Source organism: Nonlabens xylanidelens (genome assembly GCF_002934445.1).
GTDB lineage: Bacteria > Bacteroidota > Bacteroidia > Flavobacteriales > Flavobacteriaceae > Nonlabens > Nonlabens xylanidelens.
In genome coordinates, this window is the sequence record NZ_PTJE01000002.1 from 227,657 (window position 1) to 248,317 (window position 20,661).

18 protein-coding genes and 1 tRNA gene are annotated in these 20,661 nt (G+C 34.3%); 13 read left to right on the forward strand and 6 right to left on the reverse strand.

Translation table 11 applies throughout. The features are described from left to right. Positions 1-5: 5 nt before the first annotated feature. From LY01_RS06125 to LY01_RS06135, 3 genes are all read left to right on the forward strand, one after another. On the forward strand, positions 6-620 hold the full coding sequence (locus LY01_RS06125) for a WbqC family protein (RefSeq protein ID WP_104515202.1): 615 nt from the start codon (positions 6-8) through the stop codon (positions 618-620). After that, positions 621-1,469, forward strand: coding sequence for a DUF1853 family protein (locus LY01_RS06130; protein ID WP_104514947.1), 849 nt, complete (start codon positions 621-623; stop codon positions 1,467-1,469). It begins immediately after the preceding gene. 244 nt (positions 1,470-1,713) lie between these two features. Then, the gene (locus LY01_RS06135; protein WP_104514948.1) at positions 1,714-2,205 is read left to right on the forward strand and encodes a Dps family protein; all 492 of its coding nucleotides are present in this window, start codon (positions 1,714-1,716) and stop codon (positions 2,203-2,205) included. A 73-nt stretch (positions 2,206-2,278) separates the two neighbouring features. Here LY01_RS06135 and LY01_RS06140 read toward each other — a convergent pair whose 3' ends face one another. Both LY01_RS06140 and LY01_RS06145 read right to left on the reverse strand, forming a co-directional pair. Next, complete coding sequence (locus LY01_RS06140; protein WP_104514949.1) at positions 2,279-2,950, reverse strand: DUF4290 domain-containing protein; 672 nt, start codon at positions 2,948-2,950, stop codon at positions 2,279-2,281. 63 nt (positions 2,951-3,013) lie between these two features. Further along, positions 3,014-3,301: a DUF493 family protein gene (locus LY01_RS06145; RefSeq protein ID WP_104514950.1), complete on the reverse strand. Its 288-nt coding sequence runs from the start codon at positions 3,299-3,301 to the stop codon at positions 3,014-3,016. 68 nt (positions 3,302-3,369) lie between these two features. Between LY01_RS06145 and LY01_RS06150 the strand changes: the two genes are divergently transcribed. The 5 genes from LY01_RS06150 (at position 3,370) to LY01_RS06170 (ending at position 7,888) form a co-directional block, all read left to right on the forward strand. Next, positions 3,370-3,897: an AAA family ATPase gene (locus tag LY01_RS06150; RefSeq protein ID WP_104514951.1), complete on the forward strand. Its 528-nt coding sequence runs from the start codon at positions 3,370-3,372 to the stop codon at positions 3,895-3,897. A gap of 2 nt (positions 3,898-3,899) precedes the next feature. Next, positions 3,900-5,786: a RecQ family ATP-dependent DNA helicase gene (locus tag LY01_RS06155; protein WP_104514952.1), complete on the forward strand. Its 1,887-nt coding sequence runs from the start codon at positions 3,900-3,902 to the stop codon at positions 5,784-5,786. Then, entirely contained in the window at positions 5,779-6,732 is a 954-nt protein-coding gene (gene fmt, locus LY01_RS06160; RefSeq protein WP_104514953.1) for a methionyl-tRNA formyltransferase, read from the forward strand. Before LY01_RS06155 ends, fmt begins: the two co-directional genes overlap by 8 nt. Positions 6,733-6,885: 153 nt before the next feature. Beyond that, a complete protein-coding gene (locus tag LY01_RS06165; protein ID WP_104514954.1) occupies positions 6,886-7,158 on the forward strand; it encodes an HU family DNA-binding protein in 273 nt (90 codons plus the stop codon). Between the two features lie 169 nt (positions 7,159-7,327). After that, the gene (locus LY01_RS06170; RefSeq protein WP_104514955.1) at positions 7,328-7,888 is read left to right on the forward strand and encodes a YqgE/AlgH family protein; all 561 of its coding nucleotides are present in this window, start codon (positions 7,328-7,330) and stop codon (positions 7,886-7,888) included. On the opposite strand, the gene LY01_RS06175 is transcribed toward LY01_RS06170, so the two are convergent. Then, on the reverse strand, positions 7,885-8,721 hold the full coding sequence (locus LY01_RS06175) for an aminotransferase class IV (RefSeq protein ID WP_104514956.1): 837 nt from the start codon (positions 8,719-8,721) through the stop codon (positions 7,885-7,887). The two genes, LY01_RS06170 and LY01_RS06175, sit on opposite strands and share 4 nt — an antisense overlap. 49 nt (positions 8,722-8,770) lie before the next feature. Then, positions 8,771-9,160, reverse strand: coding sequence for an START-like domain-containing protein (locus tag LY01_RS06180; protein WP_104514957.1), 390 nt, complete (start codon positions 9,158-9,160; stop codon positions 8,771-8,773). 148 nt (positions 9,161-9,308) lie between these two features. On the opposite strand from LY01_RS06180, the gene LY01_RS06185 reads away from it, so the two are divergent. Continuing rightward, positions 9,309-9,382: transfer RNA gene (locus LY01_RS06185), tRNA-Met, on the forward strand. A 513-nt stretch (positions 9,383-9,895) separates the two neighbouring features. Further along, positions 9,896-15,247: a LamG-like jellyroll fold domain-containing protein gene (locus tag LY01_RS06190; RefSeq protein WP_104514958.1), complete on the forward strand. Its 5,352-nt coding sequence runs from the start codon at positions 9,896-9,898 to the stop codon at positions 15,245-15,247. Positions 15,248-15,324: 77 nt separating this feature from the next. Here the strand turns inward: LY01_RS06190 and hisS are convergent, their stop codons facing one another. Further along, positions 15,325-16,695: a histidine--tRNA ligase gene (gene hisS, locus LY01_RS06195; protein ID WP_104514959.1), complete on the reverse strand. Its 1,371-nt coding sequence runs from the start codon at positions 16,693-16,695 to the stop codon at positions 15,325-15,327. Between the two features lie 122 nt (positions 16,696-16,817). Here hisS and LY01_RS06200 point away from each other — a divergent pair, with 122 nt between their 5' ends. Beyond that, positions 16,818-18,059, forward strand: a complete 1,242-nt coding sequence (locus LY01_RS06200; protein ID WP_104514960.1) for an ABC transporter permease — start codon at positions 16,818-16,820, stop codon at positions 18,057-18,059. Further along, positions 18,052-18,585: a methylated-DNA--[protein]-cysteine S-methyltransferase gene (locus LY01_RS06205; RefSeq protein ID WP_104514961.1), complete on the forward strand. Its 534-nt coding sequence runs from the start codon at positions 18,052-18,054 to the stop codon at positions 18,583-18,585. The genes LY01_RS06200 and LY01_RS06205 overlap by 8 nt, the downstream gene beginning before the upstream one ends. A gap of 4 nt (positions 18,586-18,589) precedes the next feature. On the opposite strand, the gene LY01_RS06210 is transcribed toward LY01_RS06205, so the two are convergent. After that, on the reverse strand, positions 18,590-19,192 hold the full coding sequence (locus tag LY01_RS06210; protein WP_104514962.1) for a PhnA domain-containing protein: 603 nt from the start codon (positions 19,190-19,192) through the stop codon (positions 18,590-18,592). Positions 19,193-19,446: 254 nt separating this feature from the next. On the opposite strand from LY01_RS06210, the gene LY01_RS06215 reads away from it, so the two are divergent. After that, positions 19,447-20,622: a hypothetical protein gene (locus LY01_RS06215; RefSeq protein ID WP_146080371.1), complete on the forward strand. Its 1,176-nt coding sequence runs from the start codon at positions 19,447-19,449 to the stop codon at positions 20,620-20,622. The last annotated feature ends 39 nt before the right edge of the window (positions 20,623-20,661 follow it).

Below are 20,661 nucleotides of genomic sequence, written 5' to 3' on the forward strand. Positions count from 1 at the left end.
TGGCTATGAATGATTTGATTATTCATCCCTCCTACTTTGTGGATGTCATTACACTCATTCATATACATCATGCTCAGAATATTATTCTCGAGCAGCAGGATAGTTATGTAAAACAAACTTATAGAAACAGATGTTACATTGCTGCAGCAAATGGTAAACTAGCACTTAACATTCCTATTGTTCATCAAAAAAAAGGACATTCTGTACTGTACAGTTCGATAGAAATAGATAATTCACAAGCCTGGGCTTCTACGCATTTAAAGAGTATAAAGAGTGCTTATTACAGTAGTCCCTATTTTGAATATTATCAAGACGACCTAGAAGAATTATTTAAGGAAATACCATCTTCATTATTAGAGTGGAATATAAAAACCCTTCATTTTTTGATGCACCATCTTCAAATAGATCGCACTATAAATAGAGTTGTTAATTATGAGGATAACGCACTTGCAAAAAGACTCATTACGGCCAAAGGTGATGCCTTATTTCAACTAGACTCATACATTCAGGTATTTCAAGAAAAGCATGGTTTTACACAACCATTAAGTGGCTTAGATCTATTATTTAATCTAGGACCTGCAGCTGGCAGTTATCTTAAAAAACAATACCATAAATTATAAATGGATAACAGTCTAACAAGATTTAAAAACTTTTATAGCACTGCTACCCTATGGTCAGGAACATTATTAGGCCTTGATCAATTTCATTTCTCTAGTCTCAAATTTGACCATTTAAATGAGAAAGCCTCTATTGATTTACCTATAATACCTCAAAAAACAGTTTTAGGTAAAAGAGCTGAACATTTTTTTAAATTCTGTATTGAGCAGTCTAGTAACTATAACTTACTAGTGTCCAATCAACAAGTTTTTAAAGGTAAAATTACCATAGGTGAACTGGATTACATCGTACAAGAAAAACGCAGTAAACAAATTATTCATGTAGAATTAGTTTACAAATTTTATATCTATGATATCGATAAAGATGTACGTGATAAAGACCCAATAAGACAAGAGCTTAGTAAGTATCAAGGGCCTAATGGAAAGGATAATTTAGTCCGTAAAATCGACCACCTTAAAAACCACCAGTTACCCTTACTTTACAATGAACATACACATGATATATTAGATCAATTTGACCTGGACGTTCATAAAATGCATCAGGAGGTCTGTTTTATAGCGCATGTGTTTATTCCTCATAGGCTATGGAATCATTCCTTTAAGTACATTAATAAAGCTAGTATTGTGGGATATTACTTTAAGTATTCCGCTTTCGCGAAAGCGGAAACATCAAACATCTATTTCTTACCTAAAAAGTATGAGTGGAAAATGAAACCTCAAGAGTTAGAGGAATCTTTTACATTTCTTCAAATTTTAGAACTAACTACAGCCAGTCTATCACGTGGATTTGCACCGTTAATATGGATGCAATTAGAAGACAGCACCTTTGAGCGATTCTTTGTGATAAAGTAAAAATCGCTGCATAGAGTTCTACTATATTTTAATCACTCACACCTATTTGTGATTTCATAAACACATTTTAACTCAATATTCAAAACATGAGTTGTTATGTCTAACTACCTTTATATCATCATAAAACCATAAAATAGTCTTCTAGATTTTTAATTAATCTTAGAATTCAAATCGATAATGGTAAAGTAGCGTCTTCTATTAGATGTCAGTGATATAATGTTTAAAAAACTAAAATAACCAAGAAATGAATTATTTAAATTTTGATTTAGAAAAAGCAAAAAACACCAGTAAAGAACTTAATATACTCCTAGCAGATTATCACCTATACTACCAGAAATTGAGAAATTACCACTGGAATATAGTAGGTCGTTCTTTCTTTGATCTTCATGTAAAATTTGAAGAAATGTACAACGACGCAATTTTAAAAATTGATGAAGTTGCAGAGCGTATATTGACCTTAAGATACCAACCTACTTCTAACTACAGTGATTATTTAAAATTATCTAACTTAAAAGAAACTAAGTCAGAGCTTACCGATATAGAAATGGTGAACAACCTGATTGAAGATCATGGAAGTATTCTTACACAAATGGCAAAAGTGGTAGAAACTGCCGGAGAATGTGAAGACGAGGGTACTATTGATTTAATAGGCGCTTATATCAGAGAGTTAGAAACTACAACATGGATGTTAGACGCATGGAGAATGAATACAGAGAGTACTAGAAAGTCTGTATAACTCTCAATTAACACATAAAAAAGTCCCTTTTTATTGCAAAAAGGGACTTTTTTATGTTTAAGAATTAAAAGAATTAGTTTCTTCTTCTTCTATTATTGTTGTTATTGTTATTACTGCGACCACCTTTTTTATGATGACGATGGTTTTTATTACTAACACGATTACTACTCGTGTTACGGTAAATCAAAGACTTAGATTCCAGAAGATCTTCTTCTTTGGCAGCAAGATTAATCTCTCCATTACTTAATTCAAACAAGTGTTTGAAAATAACAGCATCATCTACAGAGTCTTTATTCCAGTTAAGGAAAGATTTCTTCATGTGATTTGCTATTATATAACTTAAAGCCTCTCGCTTCTCTCCTTTCTCCCATCCTAAAGCGATGTTAATCATGCTCTGGATATTATTTCCATAAAACCTATAACGAGGTCTTTTTTGAGGATAAGTCATTCTCGCTGGTCTCGCTGCAAGAACTTCCTTATCTGGAATAGGATAAGGTGAGTCTACATCTAGATCAAAATTTGCAATTACAAATAATTGATCCCACAGTTTATGTTGAAAATCTGCTACATCTCTTAAATGCGGATTCAGATTTCCCATCACACCTATAATGGCAGTTGCCATACGGTTGCGTTCTTCCTTAGTTTCTAGCGCTCTACAGTGCTCAACTAGTTTTTGAATATGTCTTCCATATTCAGGTATAACGAGCTGGTTACGCTCTGTATTATATTCTAGTGATGATATCAAATTGAAAATGTATTACTTGTTGTGAAGTGTTGCAAAATACATAAAAAGTTGTAATTAATCTACTTAAAGTGATATAACACCTTCTACAGTACTTACCTCTTTGTATTTTTCTATAACAGCATCAGGATCTTTTAACTTTACCATGATAGAAACACTTGTATAAGTTCCTTTACTAGATTCTTTAGTTTTAATCACAGCACCTGTATTATCAAATATATCTTCTATCTCTTTAATTTGCGTCCCTTGAGACGGAACTATAAATTTATATAGATATTTTGCTGGCCATGAACTGGTATCAGCAAGTTGTAGTTTCAACTTTGCGTAAAATTCTTCAGATTTTTTTCCTTCCATCATATCGATGCAAATATAATTCATGATAGACACGATTACTAAGCATAGATTTAGTTATTTTGTACTTTATGGAAAAGTTGAAAAGAATCTTAATAATAGGTGGTCCAGGATCTGGTAAAACTAGTGTCCTTAAAACGATAGAACTTAATGGTTTTAAAGTCCATCATGAAATATCTAGAGAAGTAACCGCAAAGGCTCAAGAAGAAGGCATCGATCAATTATTTTTAACAGACCCTTTTGCTTTTAGTAATCAACTACTTGCTGGCCGTATTATTCAATATAACGAGGCAGTAAATGGAATAAACTTTTATGACAGAGGCATTCCAGACGTACCTTCTTATCATGTATTTACCGGTGATGATATCCCAGATGAATACATGACTGCATGTGACGACCACAGGTACGACCAGGTGTTTTTCTTACCACCATGGGAAGAAATCTATGAAAGCGATGCAGAGCGTTATGAAAGCTATGAAGAAGCGGTCGTATTAGGTGATATTCTTAAACGCTTTTACACTAAATTAAACTATACTCCTATAGAAGTGCCTAAACTAGACATAGAAGGCAGGTTTAACTTTATAAAGAACCATTTATAATATTGATCAACAAATCGTTAGACATATTAAACACGGTTTACGGTTATGAGAACTTTAAACCTTTACAAAAGGACATAATCTCTAACGTATTAGATGGTAAAGACACGCTTGCTCTATTACCTACAGCTGGTGGTAAATCTATTTGTTATCAAATACCAGGCATACAATTAGATGGAATATGTATAGTTATTTCGCCTCTTGTTGCATTGATAAAAGACCAGGTAGACCAACTTAAAAAACGCAATATAAAAGCGGTAGGTATTACAGGTGGTATATCCTATCAAGATCTAGATAATGTTTTAGATAACTGTATTTATGGCAGTTATGATTTTCTATACTTAAGTCCAGAGCGTTTACAGCAGTCATTAGTAAAAGAACGCATTCTTAAAATGAATGTGAACCTTATCGCTGTGGATGAGGCACATTGTATTAGTGAATGGGGACATGATTTTAGACCTGCATATCGAGAGATACATATATTAAAAGAATTACATCCCAGAGTACCTGTTATAGCTGTTACCGCTACAGCAACTCCTACCGTAGAAAAAGATATTATAGAAACCCTAGAATTTGATAATTATAGAGTTTTTAAATCTAGTTATGAGCGATGTAATATAGATTATCATATCCATAAAACTGGTGATAAAAGAAGCTCGCTCAATAGTTTTTATGCGACACATCCAGGTAGTAGCATTACCTATGTAAGAAGTAGAAAAAATGCTGTAGAATACACGCAACAGCTGTTACATAATGGTATTACAGCAGGATTTTACCACGGCGGTTTAAACAATAAATTAAGAGCAAAAACATCAGATCAATGGCTTCATAATCAGTTGCTGGTCATGGTAGCGACTAACGCCTTCGGTATGGGAATAGATAAACCAGATGTGCGTACAGTAGTCCATATGCAATTACCAGATAGTATAGAAAGTTACTATCAAGAAACAGGGAGAGCCGGTAGAGATGGATTACCTAGCATAGCCTACAGCATTTATAATCGCAACGACCTCGAGCATGCTTATAATCAGTTCATAAAATCACAGCCTACTCCTGCTTACCTCAAGTTTATATACCGCAAATTATCTAATTATTTGAGAATAGCACTAGGTGAAGGTGAACAAGAAACACATCCTTTATCATTTTCACAATTTTGCAGTACCTATCAATTAAACGGTATGCAAGCCTACAGCGCATTAACCGCATTAGAGCGATTTAGTGTCATAAGTCTTTCTCAAGGTTACCATAGACGGTCTAGTGTCCGCTTTCGCGAAAGCGGAAAACAAATCATGTACTTTGCTCAAAACAGGCCTGTCGTTAATGCTATCATACAGTCCATTTTGCGCACCTATGGTAGTAGTGCAAATCAGGTGCTACAAATCAATGCAGCATTAATTGCAACGAGAAGTAATACTAGTGAGAACGAAGTTTACGAGACCTTACAATTATTACATGATCAAGAATTAATAGAAGCCACTATTACTAACACAGATCTACAAATAACCTATTTAATACCTAGAGATGACGAGCGTGTAATCAATAGTTTTTCTAAAGAACTAGAACGACAGAATGAATTGCGACTGGATAAGTTAAAAGCACTCGTAAGATTGATAACTAATACAGACACCTGTATTAATAGTATGTTACTAGCTTATTTTGGAGAAAAACCAACCTCTAACTGTGGTAAATGTAGCAACTGTTTAAAAGATAAATCACTTACATCTATATCACATAAAGTATGGCATGTTTTACAAAAAGAACCTCTAGATATAGTAGAGATAGAACGACTTATTAAACAGCCCAAATCAATAATCATAACAGAAATAAAATCATTATTAGAAAGCGGTAAAGTAACCGTAACTAATGATAATAAATACCTATTAAATGAATAAATCATTGAGAATTGTATTTTTTGGAACCCCAGAATTTGCAACTGGAGTTTTAGATACTTTAAATAAATCACACCATACTATAGTAGCTGTAGTTACCGCGCCAGATAAACCTGCCGGTAGAGGTAGAAAAATTAACCAAAGTGACGTAAAAAAGTACGCCGTAGAAAATGAGCTACCAGTTTTACAACCTACTAATTTAAAATCAGAAGATTTTTTAAAAGAACTAGCATCTTACAATGCAGACCTGCAGGTTATTGTAGCTTTTAGAATGTTACCACAGGCCGTGTGGAAAATGCCAGAACTAGGTACCTTTAATCTACATGCTAGTTTATTACCTCAATATCGAGGTGCTGCACCTATAAATTGGGCTATTATCAACCAAGAAAAGAAAACTGGTGTCACCACTTTCTTTATCGATGAAAAAATAGATACCGGTGCTATCATTGCAAATCAAGAAACTAATATAGCACCACTAGAAGATGTAGGCTCACTTTATGGCCGTTTAATGGCTATGGGTGCTTCATTAAGTTTAGAAACAGTAAATAATATAGCAGCAGGAACCATAACTACTACTATACAAAAAGACTCGCAGGACTTAAAAGATGCACCAAAATTAAATAATAGCAATACTTTAATTGATTTTAAACAACCTGCAAGCACAGTAGATGCACTTATAAGAGGTTTATATCCATATCCTGTTGCAAAGGCAACCTTAATTAATAAAGAAGCTATGGTGGTTAAGATTCATAAATCTACCGTTATAGAAAAAGACCATAAAATGACTCCTGGTAGTTTTGTTATAGAAGAAGGAAAAATGGTGATAGCATGTGGTAAATACATGATAGAGATAGATGAGATACAAATACCTAATAAAAAGCGTATGAAAGTAAAAGATCTACTCAATGGATATACATTTGATCCTGATGCTAGATTTGACGTGGCTTAAGCGCATTTACCTTCTAAAAGCATATAGTTATTAACAATCTGTCGGTTTTATGAACAAATCATCGAGTTTTACGCTCTAATCCTTGTGTGGTCGCATATTCCGTATAAATTTGTTTCACGTTTTAGTTTAACCAACATTAATTTAAATTCAATTATGAACAAGACAGATTTAATCGAAGGAATGGCAGAGCATGCTGGAATTTCAAAAGCAGCAGCAAAAAAAGCATTAGAATCATTTTTAGGAAATGTAGAACAGTCTCTTAAAAAAGGAGATAGAGTATCTCTAGTAGGATTCGGTTCTTTCTCAGTTTCTAAAAGAGCTGCACGTGAAGGTAGAAACCCACAAACTGGTAAAACTATTAAGATCGCTGCAAAGAAAGTTGTAAAATTCAAAGCAGGTAGTGATTTACAAAAAGCTGTAAACTAATTTTAAATTAGTTTAAACATTTAAAAGTCCCGACTTAACTAGTTTAAGCTCGGGACTTTTCTTTTTAACCTACTTTTTTGATTAATTATCACTAGATACATTCTAAATTGATAAAATTAGTAGGAAATTGGTAAATTTTTATTAAGTTTATTTTAACTAATTAAACTCTATGAAAAATGTAATTCCAGAAAAAGGAAATCTTTTGGTTTCAGAACCGTCTGTTATCGGTGATGATTCATTCTCAAGGTCGGTTATATTACTTACTGAGTTTAATACAGAAGGTGTGGTGGGTTTTATACTTAATAAACCACTAGACTGTACTCTTGATCAATTGATACCTGAAATCTCATTAAAACTAGAAGTCTATCAGGGCGGCCCAGTAGAAACAGATAATCTATATTTCTTACACAACATTCCAGACCTTATACCAGAATCTCATTTAATAGAAGATGGTATATACTGGGGCGGTGATTTTCACGCTGTAAGTGATCTTTTAAAAAAAGGGATTATTACTGGTGAAGAAATAAAGTTCTTTCTAGGTTATTCTGGTTGGGAACGCTCTCAACTAGAAAATGAATTAGACTCTCATTCTTGGGTAGTGGTAGAAAATACAGACAGTAAAGACCTACTATCTGACAATATGCATGATATCTGGAAGAAGAAAATGAAAAACCTAGGTGGTGCTTATGAATTATGGTCTAACGCGCCAGAAAACCCTTCTTACAATTAATGAAAGAAGGTGTCGTTAAGTAATTCTGTTAATTCATTTGCCGTATCCAGGCTATATTCTTTTTTACGATATTTAGTAATGCTTTGAACACCTTTAACCATATTAGTAACAAAGATTTCATCTGCTCTTTGTAATTCAAATGGTGTGATAGTTTCTTCTACAAATTGATAATTAAGCATTTTCTTAAGTTGCTTAATTATTTGAGCTCTCATTATTCCTGTTAAACAACCATCAGAAATAGGTGGTGTTTTAATGACATCACCTTTACGTAAGAATACATTTCCAGATATGGCCTCTACAATCATTTTATTTTGATTGAGTAATAACAAATCATCATAGCTATTCTCTTTGGCAAAAATACCAGCTAGAATATTGATCGCTTTATTAGTAGATTTCAAATTGCTAAGCATAGACGCATAGACTAGATGATCTTTGAATAAGTCTACCTCTTTCTTTCCATCATTTATGTATGTATGTTCTAATGGAGTACAAGAAATAGAATAGTTAACACCGAGATCTTCTGGCGTGTAAAGTCCACCAGATTTTCTCCAAATTGTGATTCTTACTCTAGCGTGATTTTTTTCTAGACCTTTGTTAGTTAAAAGTTCTAAAATACTTTCTTCTAAAAACTCTGGTGTAAAAAAATCTGGAATATCCATACGCAAAATGCGCATGCTAGACATTAATCTAAAATAATGATCTTCAAATAATAATGCTACGCCATTATAGCATCTTAATGTTTCAAACACACCATCACCATAAAAGGTACCTCTATTATCAAAAGGAATTAATGCATCTTGTTCTTCTAAAAATTCTTGATTAACTATTACCATAAAAAAAAGCCCTGTATTTCAGGGCTCAAAATTAATTCTTAATTATCTATTATCTGGATCCTATGACCTTTTTTAGAGCACTAATTTGATTTTCCCAGAACATTTTTTGTTCTTCTACCTCGTCATCATCATCACCGAAATCAGTAATCATTAAGGAAACATCTTTAGTTATTTCATCAACTTGAATTCTGAGTTCAAAGAACTTTTCAGTATCCTCATCATAATCCCATTGAAAACGAGCTCTTTCTCCCGCTACTCTTTTAATTATTTTTGCTACTTCCTCTTGTCCGTCCCAAATAAATTTGAAATATTCTCCACGACTATTTACATTATCAGCAAACCATTCAGACATTCCAGAAGGAGTCGCAACGTGTTGATATAATAAAGTAGGTGAAGCTTGTATAGGAAACTCTAGGTCAAATTTGATTGGTTCTTGCATTTAATAAACTTTTGTGGCAATATAAGGCTTAATTTGTTTCATTAAAAAACAAATTAATCTAAATTTTTAATGAATAACATTTGGATTTCAAAAATTAATTAATGTATATTTGCAGCCGCTTAAAAACGGTAATGTAATTAAGTAAAATGGCGTGGTAGCTCAGTTGGTTAGAGCGCAGCACTCATAATGCTGAGGTCGGCGGATCGTGCCCGCCCCACGCTACAAATCCCTTATTATTTTTAGTAAGGGATTTTTTTTATTTACATACTCTTCTTCCCTACTTAATTTTACCAGCAACTAGATTAGATTTTAGACTTCCTACAATTAAAAAAGAATTTTAAAGTTGAACATTACAACATTTACCTATTGATAAAATAAATTAAATACTTAAATATGGTTATCAATACATTGTTTCTTTAAGATTCTTCCACTCCTATTTAATACATACCTCATCATAGCATCAATTTAGATCAATTTAGATCAATATCTCTTTATACAAATGTTAACCTCCTAAAAAGAATCTATATTTTATCATAAATTCCATTTAACAGTGTATAGTACTAATAATTAGCACGTTTAAACCGATTAAACAACAATTTATCGATACAACCGTACTACTAACAACCGATGAATGGTAAAATAAATGGGTAATTCATCGATATTATTGCTCAAATACAATTTATATCGATAAATGACATTTAAATTCGTGTACCCTGAATTCAATTTTAAGTACACATGAAAAAAATTACCCAACCTGAACAAAACTATTCTCTTGTATTTATTTTATTCTTTCTAATAAGCGTTTCTAGCATAGCACAAACTAGTAGAGTCACTCTGGATATCAATTGGCCCACAAATTCTGGTCAAAATTACGTATTGGTGTATGATCCAGCTGGAACTGAATTAGGTAGATACTGTAATCCTACTAACTGTTATAACGGAGCCAATACATCATACTCAACGACTATCGACTTTGGGTGCCTTCCTGACGCAAACAATTATAGAGTTAGACTTTTTGATAGATTCAATAACGGATGGGGAACCAGCTCTGTTACTGTAAATTCTGGCGGAAGCCCTGTTCTAACTTCTACAATAACTGGTGGTCAAAGTGGCGCGTCCTTTTTCTTCAATGTTTCTGGTGGTGGTTGTGGTGCACCTACTCCAGAAATAGATATCATAGGTAACGGATTAAGCATTTCTAATAATGACAGCACTCCAGATACTGCAGACTCGACCGACTTCGGTACTGCAGATGGATCAACTTCCTTATCAAAAACATTTACTATTGAAAATACTGGAACTGGACCACTTACCTTGTCAGGAGCTCCTGTAACCATTAGTGGTGTTAATGCTGGAGACTTTGCTGTAACATCACAACCTTTAAATAGTATACCTGCAGGATCTTCTAGTGATTTTACCATTGAATTCTCGCGTAGCGTTCCTGGATTAAGTCACGCCACCATAGAATTAAATTCTAATGATGCTGATGAAGGTACTTACAACTTTAATATAACAGCTAGCTCTGCTGGACCAGTATCTACTCTTTATTATGAAAATTTTGATGCTGGGACTGGTGGATGGACCTCTACTTCTATTAGTGGTTTTGAATTTAGCCTTGGTACCGTTTTTAATGAAAAAGGTGAAGGAGATTATTGGTATACTGATAACTGGAACAACTTCCCTTCTAACGCTAGCGCTACCGTAACGAGCCCTATAATATCCACATTAGGTTATACAGATTTAAAATTCTGGATAGATTTCAGGACTAATACTAACGACGGTGATGACGGTATGAGAGTACAATATAGTAGTAATGGTGGTGCTACCTGGAATACTTTGGGGACAGATTCATCTGGCGAGAACTGGTATAATTCTGGAGATGTAGATGGTTTTGCAAATAATGCAGACGGCTGGACTGGTGATAATTCAAATTTAGATAACTCATTAAGTAGATTTGAAGAAGCTAGCCATGACTTACCTACTATTGCTTCTAATAATCCTAATTTGAGATTTAGAATAGCATTTGCAAGTGATGGTTCTAATACAGATGATGGGGTCCTTTTTGACAATATTATTATTACTGGACGCAAAATTATTACAGACACCGCACCTGACGGTCCAGCAGATGTTAACGATAATCTTACTCTGTGGTTAAGATCACAAGATATTGCATCTACCGACGGTACTTTGTTGCCATTATGGGAGGATCAAGCTCTCGATAACGATGCATTTGAAGTCCCTGCCAGCGCACCTGTTTTTGCTAATAACGTCACCAACAATATTAACTTTAACTCTACTGTTGCATTTGATAGATCTCAACAACAACATTTAAGAGGTAAAGGAGGATTTAACTCAAACGATTATTGGATAGTTGTTAGAAGTACCATAGATATGACAGGAGCACTAGCTGGTGAGACTATGTTATTAGGTGCAAAATATGCTCCTGTTAATCCTGCAAAAGATCCTTCTGGATTAGGCTGGGGACCTGTATCTGCACGTTATGATGACGAGGTGATTGCTCATAGTGTTGGAACAGTATCTGAAAATGACCCAGCAGATGGTAGTTATGGAAGAGCACTATCTGATGCTTCAGGAACTTTTGATGATGTACATATTCTGAATGTGAAAAACAACCCTGCAAATAACCAAACTGAAATTTATTTAAACGGTCGTAAAATCGATAATCAGACAGGTGTAACACAAGTGACAAGACAGACATTAAATTTTAGTGGTTTTTCAAATAAACCTTTTTATATAGCTGCTGGTAGATATCAATTAAACGGTCTTCCTTTTGAAACACACCTCAACGGTGAGATTACAGAAGTTTTCAGTTATCGCGATAGAAAGTCAGAATTAGTACAACAAAGAATCTATTCATATCTAGCTATTAAAAATGGGGTTTCTCTTCATCAACCTAGTAGTACACTAGATGATCATAGAGCTGACTGGGATTATCTAGATTCTGATGATAATGTTATATGGGATTATAGCTCAAACACACAATTTAATTATGATGTTGCTGCCATAGCGCGTGACGATAAATCTGAATTATTTCAAAAACAATCTAAAAGCGAGAACTCTACAAGTATAGTAGCAATAGGTCTAGATAAGGTGGAAGATTTAGGTTCTCAAAATTTAGAAGTATTTGAAAATGACAAGGACTTCCTTTTCTGGGGACACAATGGTCAGGACTTGAACGCATACGCTACTGTTATAAATCACGACTTAGGTATTGCAAATTCAGTATCTACTAGTCTCACTAGGGTAAATCGCATATGGAAAATAGAAGAAAAGACTGCTACTGACATTGCTACAACAGAAGTAAGAGTAGCTACTTCTGATTTTTCAGGTTTACCAGCACTAACCGCCAATAGAGAATACGTATTAATAGTAGCAGACGATGCTAATTTCACAACTAACCTAGAAACTCGATTTTTCTCCAATGATGGGTCTTATGAAAGAGCGTCATATAATTTTGACGGAATCAAATACTTCACATTAGGTATTACCGATGTAAAATATGACGATAGAAGTGTTTCTTTTGATGGTGTAGATGACCATATCATCATCGATAATCCACAAGGTTTAGGTAGTAACTTCTCTGCAAGTGCGTGGGTACTTAGTGCAGGACTCAACAGTACTAATACAGAAAGAACTATCGTTGCAAAAAGAGCAGACGGTACTGGTTTTCAATTATCTCTTAAGAATGACAACCGCATTTCCCTAAGATGGAATGGAAGTACCTTACAAGAAATGGTATCTAATACTGCTTTGAGTGATGGTGTATGGAGACATATAGGTTTCTCTTATGATGGGACTACTGCAAAAATTTATATAGATGGTGTTCTAGATATTCAAGAACCCTTCTCTACTCCTTTACCAGATGGAAACCTATTAGGCATAGGTGCTAGAATAGATGAAGATGAAACTGCTCATGATCATTTTAATGGAGAAATAGACGAAATTAGAATGTGGGATATTGCACTAAGTCAAAATCAAATACGATTTATCATGAACCAAGAGCTACAAGAAAATTCAAATCTTGTTGCTGGTAAAACCATACCTACTACCATTACTAAGAATGATATATCTGGATTAAACTGGAATGATCTTACTGCTTACTATAGTATGAACAGCTTTATAGGAACAGCATTAAATGATGAGTCAGTAAACAAAGGATATGGTAGAATGGCAAATGAAAATTATTTTGAATTAAGAAATCAAACGGCGCCATTACCTTACATCAGTGGTGCTGATGGAGTATGGGAAAATACTTCTAGTTGGGAAAACGGCTCTCTTCTCTATACACCTGGTAGTACGAGAGTAATAAATGGAGTCGTTGAAAAGATAAATTGGAACATTGTTAGGACTAAAGACGAAGTAACTATTTCTAATACAGATATAATTCTATTAGGCTTATTTGTAGAAAGTAAAGAAATGAACGTAGATAATGATCATGGTTTAACCATAACTCATGTTCTAGATCTTCAAAGCTCTATAGATTTAAAAGGAGAATCACAATTAGTACAATTAACTAATAGCGATTTATTAGAATCTACAACAGGTTATATAGAAAGAGATCAACAAGGAACAGGTATAACATATGATTATAATTACTGGAGTTCTCCTGTAAGCATTACAACTGTTAACAGCAACAATAATGGATATACTCTAGATAACGTACTTAAAGACGGTACTCTAGTAAATACCCCACGAGATCTCAATTGGACAGGAACTGGAGTAAGAGATGGTATTCCTGGAGACGCTACAACAGCAGCAACTATTTCTGGTAGATGGTTATATAAATACAGTAATTTAACCAGTAATACTTATTCTAACTGGCAGTATGCCGGATCTAATGGGGCTATTAACTCAGGAGAAGGATGGACTATGAAGGGAACAGGATCTGCTACAGAACAGAATTATGTATTTGTAGGTAAACCTAATAATGGAGATATAGATCTTCCTATCAATGCTGGTAATGATTACTTAATAGGTAATCCCTACCCTAGCGCACTAGATGCCCATGAATTTATATCAGATAATCCTAATCTAGATGGTACCTTATACTTTTGGGAACACTGGGGTGGAAACACACACATACTAGCTAGATACCAAGGTGGATATGCGATGTACAACTACTCTGGTGGTGTCGCAAATGCAACGATAGGAACCTCTAATCCTGATGTGAACCAAGGAGGTATTCCTACTAAACGTCCAGAACGTTTTGTACCGGTAGCGCAAGGTTTCTTTGTAACAGGTATAACAGACGGTACTATAAGATTTAGAAATGATCAAAGAAACTTTGTTACCGAAGCCTCAGGTAACAGTTTATTTGTTGCTGCACCTGGAGCAAGTTCTGGTAACGTCGCTTATGATGATTACAACGGTATTAATGACCCTAGACCTAAAATAAGATTAGGTTTTGATAGTCCTAGTACGATTCACAGACAGCTATTACTTACCATAGATGCAAATGCTTCTATGAGTTATGATAATGCTTTTGACGGTGTTCAAATAGATGAACAAATAGACGACATGGCATTTATTTTAGGAAATCAAAACCTTTCCATTCAAGGAATTAATGCTATGGATCCTCTCGTAGAATTACCTCTTATGGTAAAACTAGATGCCGCAGGAAGTATTACTATAAAACTAGATGATATTAAAAATGTAGAATCAACGCAAAAAATATTCTTGAAAGACGCTGTATTAAATACCTATACTGATTTAATGAATGGAGATTACCACAGCCCAATCCTTGCTGCTGGTGTAAACTCTACACGTTACTCTATAGTATTTAACGATCCAGTAACTTTGAGTAATGAAGACGTTGTATTACAAGAAAATGATCTTATCGTTTACACGCCTGCAGGTACAGAAACTCTCAATATAAAGAAAGGACAACAGATTCTAGTAGAAACTTTAACCCTTACTAACATGTTAGGACAGCAAGTAAAAACATGGGACGTTACCGACCAGGATGGTATCATATCCGTGCCAGTAGCTAACCTAGCAAGCGGTAATTACATCATTGTACTAGACACTAACTTTGGTTTACAATCTCGCAAAGTGATTATTAAATAAAGAAATAGCCTGCTATATAATGACAAAAGCCTTTGATTAATTTCAAAGGCTTTTGTTTATATAAAAAATTTACTATTTTAAGAAAATCTAGAAATAATCTCTTCTGGAGTTAATTGTAGTTGTTCACCACTAGCCATATTCTTCAAATTTAGCTTTCCATCATTTATTTCATTCTCACCAGCTAGAATCACATAAGGTATGGCATTACGGTCTGCATAGCTCATTTGTTTCTTCATTTTTGCACTATCTGGATAGAGCTCTGTTTTAATTCCGCTTTCGCGAAAGCGAGATAACCATCCAGCACAATATTGCGCTTCAGACTTACCAAAGTTAATAAACAACACCTCTACTCCTGCTCTAACAGAGTCTGGGAATAGATTTAATTGTTCTATCACTAAATAAATACGGTCCAGTCCAAAACTGATACCTACACCACTCACATCTTTTAAACCAAATATACCAGTAAGGTCATCATAACGACCACCACCGCCTATACTTCCCATAGCAACACCTTCTGGCGCGGCAACTTCAAAAATGCAGCCTGTGTAATAATTAAGTCCACGTGCAAGTGTGATGTCTAGATCTAGAACGGCACTTTTTAATGGCATTTGAGTTATAGAGGAATTTATAAATTCTAATTCTTCAATACCCTTAAGCCCTATTTCAGAATCTTTAAGCAATTCCTTCATGCTTGCAATCTTCTCTGCATAGCTACCGGTAAGTGAAAAAACAGGATCTAAAAGATCGATCGCTTTTTGATCGATTCCCTTGGAAAGCATCTCTTCTTGTACTTTCTCTTTACCTATCTTATCTAGTTTATCAAGAGCTACAGTAAAGTCTATCAACTTATCCTCAGCTCCCATCACCTCGGCAATACCAGCAAGAACTTTACGGTTGTTTATTTTTATAGTGCACGCTTTAAGATCTAGATCTGTAAAAACGGCATCATATAATTGTACCAGTTCTACTTCTTGTAATAAAGAATTACTTCCTACCACGTCTGCATCACATTGTGTAAACTCTCTAAAACGCCCTTTCTGTGGTCTATCTGCACGCCATACATTTTGCATTTGGTAACGCTTAAATGGGAATGTGATATCATTTTGATGTTGTACTACATACCTAGCAAATGGTACGGTAAGATCATAACGCAGTGCTTTTTCAGAAATTTGAGAAGTCAGCTGGTTTTCTTTTCCTGTTTCTAATAGTTCTGGGCTAGCTTTTTTAAGATACTCACCACTATTTAAAATTTTAAATATAAGACGGTCACCTTCTTCTCCATATTTACCCATTAAGGTATCAGAGTTCTCAAAACTAGGTGTTTCTATAGGCATGAATCCATACAACTCAAAATGATGCTGAATTTTATTCATGATGTACTGTCTGCGCTGTACTTCTAGTGGACTAAAATCTCTTGTACCTTTAGGAATGGATGGTTTCTTTGCCATAATAATATTTAAGGATGCAAATATAAACAGTTATCTCATGCTTGTTCATAAACTAATTTTAATAAAAAGATAATTTATACCTAGATCTTGTAACTTTCTATCGATTTATAAGTCTTACTTCCATGTTAGGATTACTACGCCAAAATATAAGCATCGCACAACAGAGCATTAAAGGTCAGTTGTTGCGTACCATACTTACCATTATCATTATAGCCATAGGTATAACTGCCCTAGTAGGTATACTTAGTTCTGTAAATGCATTATCCTCTACCCTTTCCAATGGATTTTCTGGAATAGGGACTAATACGTTTTACATACAGCGGTATGCACAAACTTTTCAACGACGTGGTGGTAACAAGCGTACTGTTGTTAATCCTATTATAACTTATAGAGAGGTTAAGGAATTTGAAGAATTATATGATCCAGCTTATACACAGGTAGGACTTTCTTTTCAGGCCACTAGCGCTGCAGAGGTAAAAAGTGAAGACCGTAAAACAAAACCTAACGTAATCGTTGCAGGCGTTAACGAGCATTATGCAGAAAATGCAGGGATTAAACTAGGAGAAGGACGTATGTTCTCTTCTCTAGATATTAAAAACAAATCAAAAGTCTGTATCATAGGTAGTGATATGGAAGAAGAACTTTTTCAAGGTTTTAACCCTATAGGTAAGACATTAAGTATAAGAGGTAATAAATTTACTGTAGTAGGTATACTAGAAGCAAAGGGTTCTACCTTTGGTAACAATGTTGATTTACGTGTATTAATACCTATCGATGTTGCCCGTGGTATTTACACCTCTCCTAACATTAATTATGATTTAAGTGTTAAGGTGTTTGATCAGAATCTTATGGATACTGCAAAGGATCAGGCTCTTGTTCTTATGCGTAATATTAGAGGTCTATCTCCTGTAGAGTCTACTAACTTTGGTGTTATACAAAGTGACCAATTAATGAGTCAGTTAGATGATCTAAAAGGTATTTTAAATTTTGCCGCTATTATAATAAGTGTCATTACCATCTTTGGTTCTTCTATTGCATTAATGAATATCATGCTGGTTTCTGTAACAGAGCGTACCAGGGAAATAGGTGTAAGAAAAGCTCTAGGTGCAAAACGTAGTACCATCTCATGGCAATTTTTTATTGAGACCTTTTTAATAAGTCAGTATGGTAGCTTTTTAGGTATTTTACTAGGTATGTTAATAGGTTTTCTAGTCTCTTCTGGATTTGAAATACCGTTTGAAATACCGTGGAGTGCGATTATTGCAGCAACCATAGTATCTATCGCCATAGCTATAGCATCTGGTCTTATACCTGCTATTAAAGCTGCAAGACTTGACCCTATCGAGTCATTGCGTTATGAATAACATTATTACAACCTATTATAAATCTCCTGTAGGTGAATTAATTCTAGGCGTCTATAAAGATCAATTGTGCCTAGCAGACTGGCGCTATAGAAAACAACGTCACCAGATAGACACTCGTGTTCAAAGTATTTTAAACTCTAACTATAAAGAAGGGCAACACTCACTTCTAGAATTTACTATAAAACAATTAGATCTCTATTTTAAAGGCGATCTTCAAATATTTGATATACCGCTTTTACTTCTCGGTACAGATTTTCAAAAAACCGTATGGAAATCACTACAGACTATTCCTTATGGAAAGACTTGTAGTTATGTTACCCTTTCGCGAAAGCTAAATAATGAAAAAGCTATACGAGCAGTAGCTGGTGCAAATGGAGCAAATGCCATTTCTATAATTATACCATGTCACCGCATTATAGGTGCCGACGGATCGTTAACTGGGTATGCTGGTGGACTACCTGCCAAAAAAAAACTCCTTCACATGGAAGGAGTTGATTTATCAAATGGGCAACAAAGCCTATTTTAAATTTCTAATCTTCTTTAGAAGTTTTCTTTACAAATTGCGTTAATAAAACCACTTGTGTAGGCCCTACCTTACCTTCTATCTGGTTTGCGTTATCATGCACTAAAGAGATATTACGTACCGCTGTACCTCGCTTTGCGATAAGACTAGAACCTTTAACCGGTAAATCTTTAATGATTACGATACTATCACCTCTTTGAAGAATATTACCATTTACATCTTTATGAATGATTTTAGGACCACGGTGTATACCATCCTCGGCCCATTGTTTAGTACTGTCTTCTAGATACATCATATCAATAAGGTCTACAGGCCATCCATGAGGTCTTAATTGATCTAACATGCGGTAAACTACTACTTGCACAGCAGGCACTGGACTCCACATAGAGTCATTAAGCGCTCGCCAGTGATTTGCGTCTACTAGAGATTCATCTTCTAGTTGTGTTCTACAAGTCTCACAAGCTAGAATAGCTGTGTCTTTAACATTCTTAGGAGAATCTGGTACTTGATAAGTATCGAGGTTAACCTTTACTTCTAGTGTATCTGTTGCAGCACAAAGCTCACAAGCGTTTCCTGATCGGTCTTCTAACTGTTTACGTAAATCTGACATAGCTATTTTTTGGTGTTTGCAATATTACATATTCTCTGAGAGGTACACCTATTTATAGTAAGGTTAATTACCTTGTTTTTAATCTTAATATACATGAAATAGTACTGACTTTGTAGGCTCTTAAAAAATGAGACGATAAAATACCTTTTAATAGGTAATCCTTAATAACTCCCTTTTTAATATATTTAAATTTTAAAATATCAAATAGAAAGTTCTTAAATGCGTTTTAAGAAATGAAAACCAAATTTATTCCCATGCAAAAATTGTTATCGCTCTTACTATTTTGTACCATTACTTTTACCGCACAAGCCCAAGACGACACTATTTCTGAACAGATTAAAACAGAAAGAGATGTTGAACTCAATAAACTACAGAAAGAATTAAATAACAATCAATTCAAAATTACCAATTTAACCGAGCAATTATCGCAAATAAGTGGTAAACAATATGGTCGCAAATTAGACTTGCAAGAACAGATACAGAAGGAACTAGATAACCGAATTAAAATACTAGAAGAAAGTCCTAAAGTAAAGATTAAATCTAACGGACAACTTGCTTTTACTGAACTTATCAAAATCCAAAAAGATATACAACCTGCAAAGTTATATTTATCCTCAAATGGGTTTTATACCAAACTAGGTAAATTTGATAACCTACAAGGCTACTCAGAATTTACAGCATGGAAGTCTGAGTATGATAAATGGTATGTAAAGAAAAAAGGAGACAACGCTACACTCGATTTTATTAATAGAACCGTCTCTTTGATAAGTGATTCTACTAATGACATCCCACTTTTTGGTTCTATTTCACAGTCGGTAACCTCTGGAATCACATTAATTTTATCACAGTTAAAAGGTAGAGACAAAGACCTTATAGAAAAAACACCGAGAGTTTTAATGCTCTTAAACTCTATTGGTCAATTTGAATCTGAAAAATCTATACTCGACAATGAATGGAAAACCATAGACAGCGAGTTAAAAGAACTACAGTCAGAATATGAGGCGCTAGTAGATAAGCAAATTGCTTTTTACAATATAGATAGAACTAAGTACAAGACTTTCCTAACAGCCACTCTAGACTCAGATATCGATGCTTTTAAGTTGTACAGTAGAGATAAAATATTATTGAAATTAAATACCTTAGAAAACGGTAATAATCAAAACTGGATGGGTAATGTAGAAACCTACATGTACCAGGTACAATCTATAAGAATACGTTTTGGAGAGCTTACTGGTCGCATGCTCAACAATATTGAGAAGTATGAAAAGCTATTTGTTAAATTCTCTAATGAAGATAATTTCTCCAAAGAATTTGTAAAAAGAGCCAAAGAATTAAGAGAGGACTTAAAACTTGTAAAAGAAAATTTTATCTTACAATTTAAGCCTACTAAATACATTGAAGACTCTGCAGTGATGTATATTAAGAGATAAGATATACGTACTTATTGCATTATTTTTGGTAATTCCGCT

Bases quoted from the DNA above. Each gene is read 5' to 3' on its own strand.
- LY01_RS06125 (WP_104515202.1), top strand. From the start codon at position 6: ATGAATGATTTGATTATTCATCCCTCCTACTTTGTGGATGTCATTACA.
- LY01_RS06130 (WP_104514947.1), top strand. From the start codon at position 621: ATGGATAACAGTCTAACAAGATTTAAAAACTTTTATAGCACTGCTACC.
- LY01_RS06135 (WP_104514948.1), top strand. From the start codon at position 1,714: ATGAATTATTTAAATTTTGATTTAGAAAAAGCAAAAAACACCAGTAAA.
- LY01_RS06145 (WP_104514950.1), bottom strand. From the start codon at position 3,301: ATGGAAGGAAAAAAATCTGAAGAATTTTACGCAAAGTTGAAACTACAA.
- LY01_RS06150 (WP_104514951.1), top strand. From the start codon at position 3,370: ATGGAAAAGTTGAAAAGAATCTTAATAATAGGTGGTCCAGGATCTGGT.
- fmt (WP_104514953.1), top strand. From the start codon at position 5,779: ATGAATAAATCATTGAGAATTGTATTTTTTGGAACCCCAGAATTTGCA.
- LY01_RS06165 (WP_104514954.1), top strand. From the start codon at position 6,886: ATGAACAAGACAGATTTAATCGAAGGAATGGCAGAGCATGCTGGAATT.
- LY01_RS06170 (WP_104514955.1), top strand. From the start codon at position 7,328: ATGAAAAATGTAATTCCAGAAAAAGGAAATCTTTTGGTTTCAGAACCG.
- LY01_RS06175 (WP_104514956.1), bottom strand. From the start codon at position 8,721: ATGGTAATAGTTAATCAAGAATTTTTAGAAGAACAAGATGCATTAATT.
- LY01_RS06180 (WP_104514957.1), bottom strand. From the start codon at position 9,160: ATGCAAGAACCAATCAAATTTGACCTAGAGTTTCCTATACAAGCTTCA.
- LY01_RS06190 (WP_104514958.1), top strand. From the start codon at position 9,896: ATGAAAAAAATTACCCAACCTGAACAAAACTATTCTCTTGTATTTATT.
- hisS (WP_104514959.1), bottom strand. From the start codon at position 16,695: ATGGCAAAGAAACCATCCATTCCTAAAGGTACAAGAGATTTTAGTCCA.
- LY01_RS06200 (WP_104514960.1), top strand. From the start codon at position 16,818: ATGTTAGGATTACTACGCCAAAATATAAGCATCGCACAACAGAGCATT.
- LY01_RS06205 (WP_104514961.1), top strand. From the start codon at position 18,052: ATGAATAACATTATTACAACCTATTATAAATCTCCTGTAGGTGAATTA.
- LY01_RS06210 (WP_104514962.1), bottom strand. From the start codon at position 19,192: ATGTCAGATTTACGTAAACAGTTAGAAGACCGATCAGGAAACGCTTGT.
- LY01_RS06215 (WP_146080371.1), top strand. From the start codon at position 19,447: ATGCAAAAATTGTTATCGCTCTTACTATTTTGTACCATTACTTTTACC.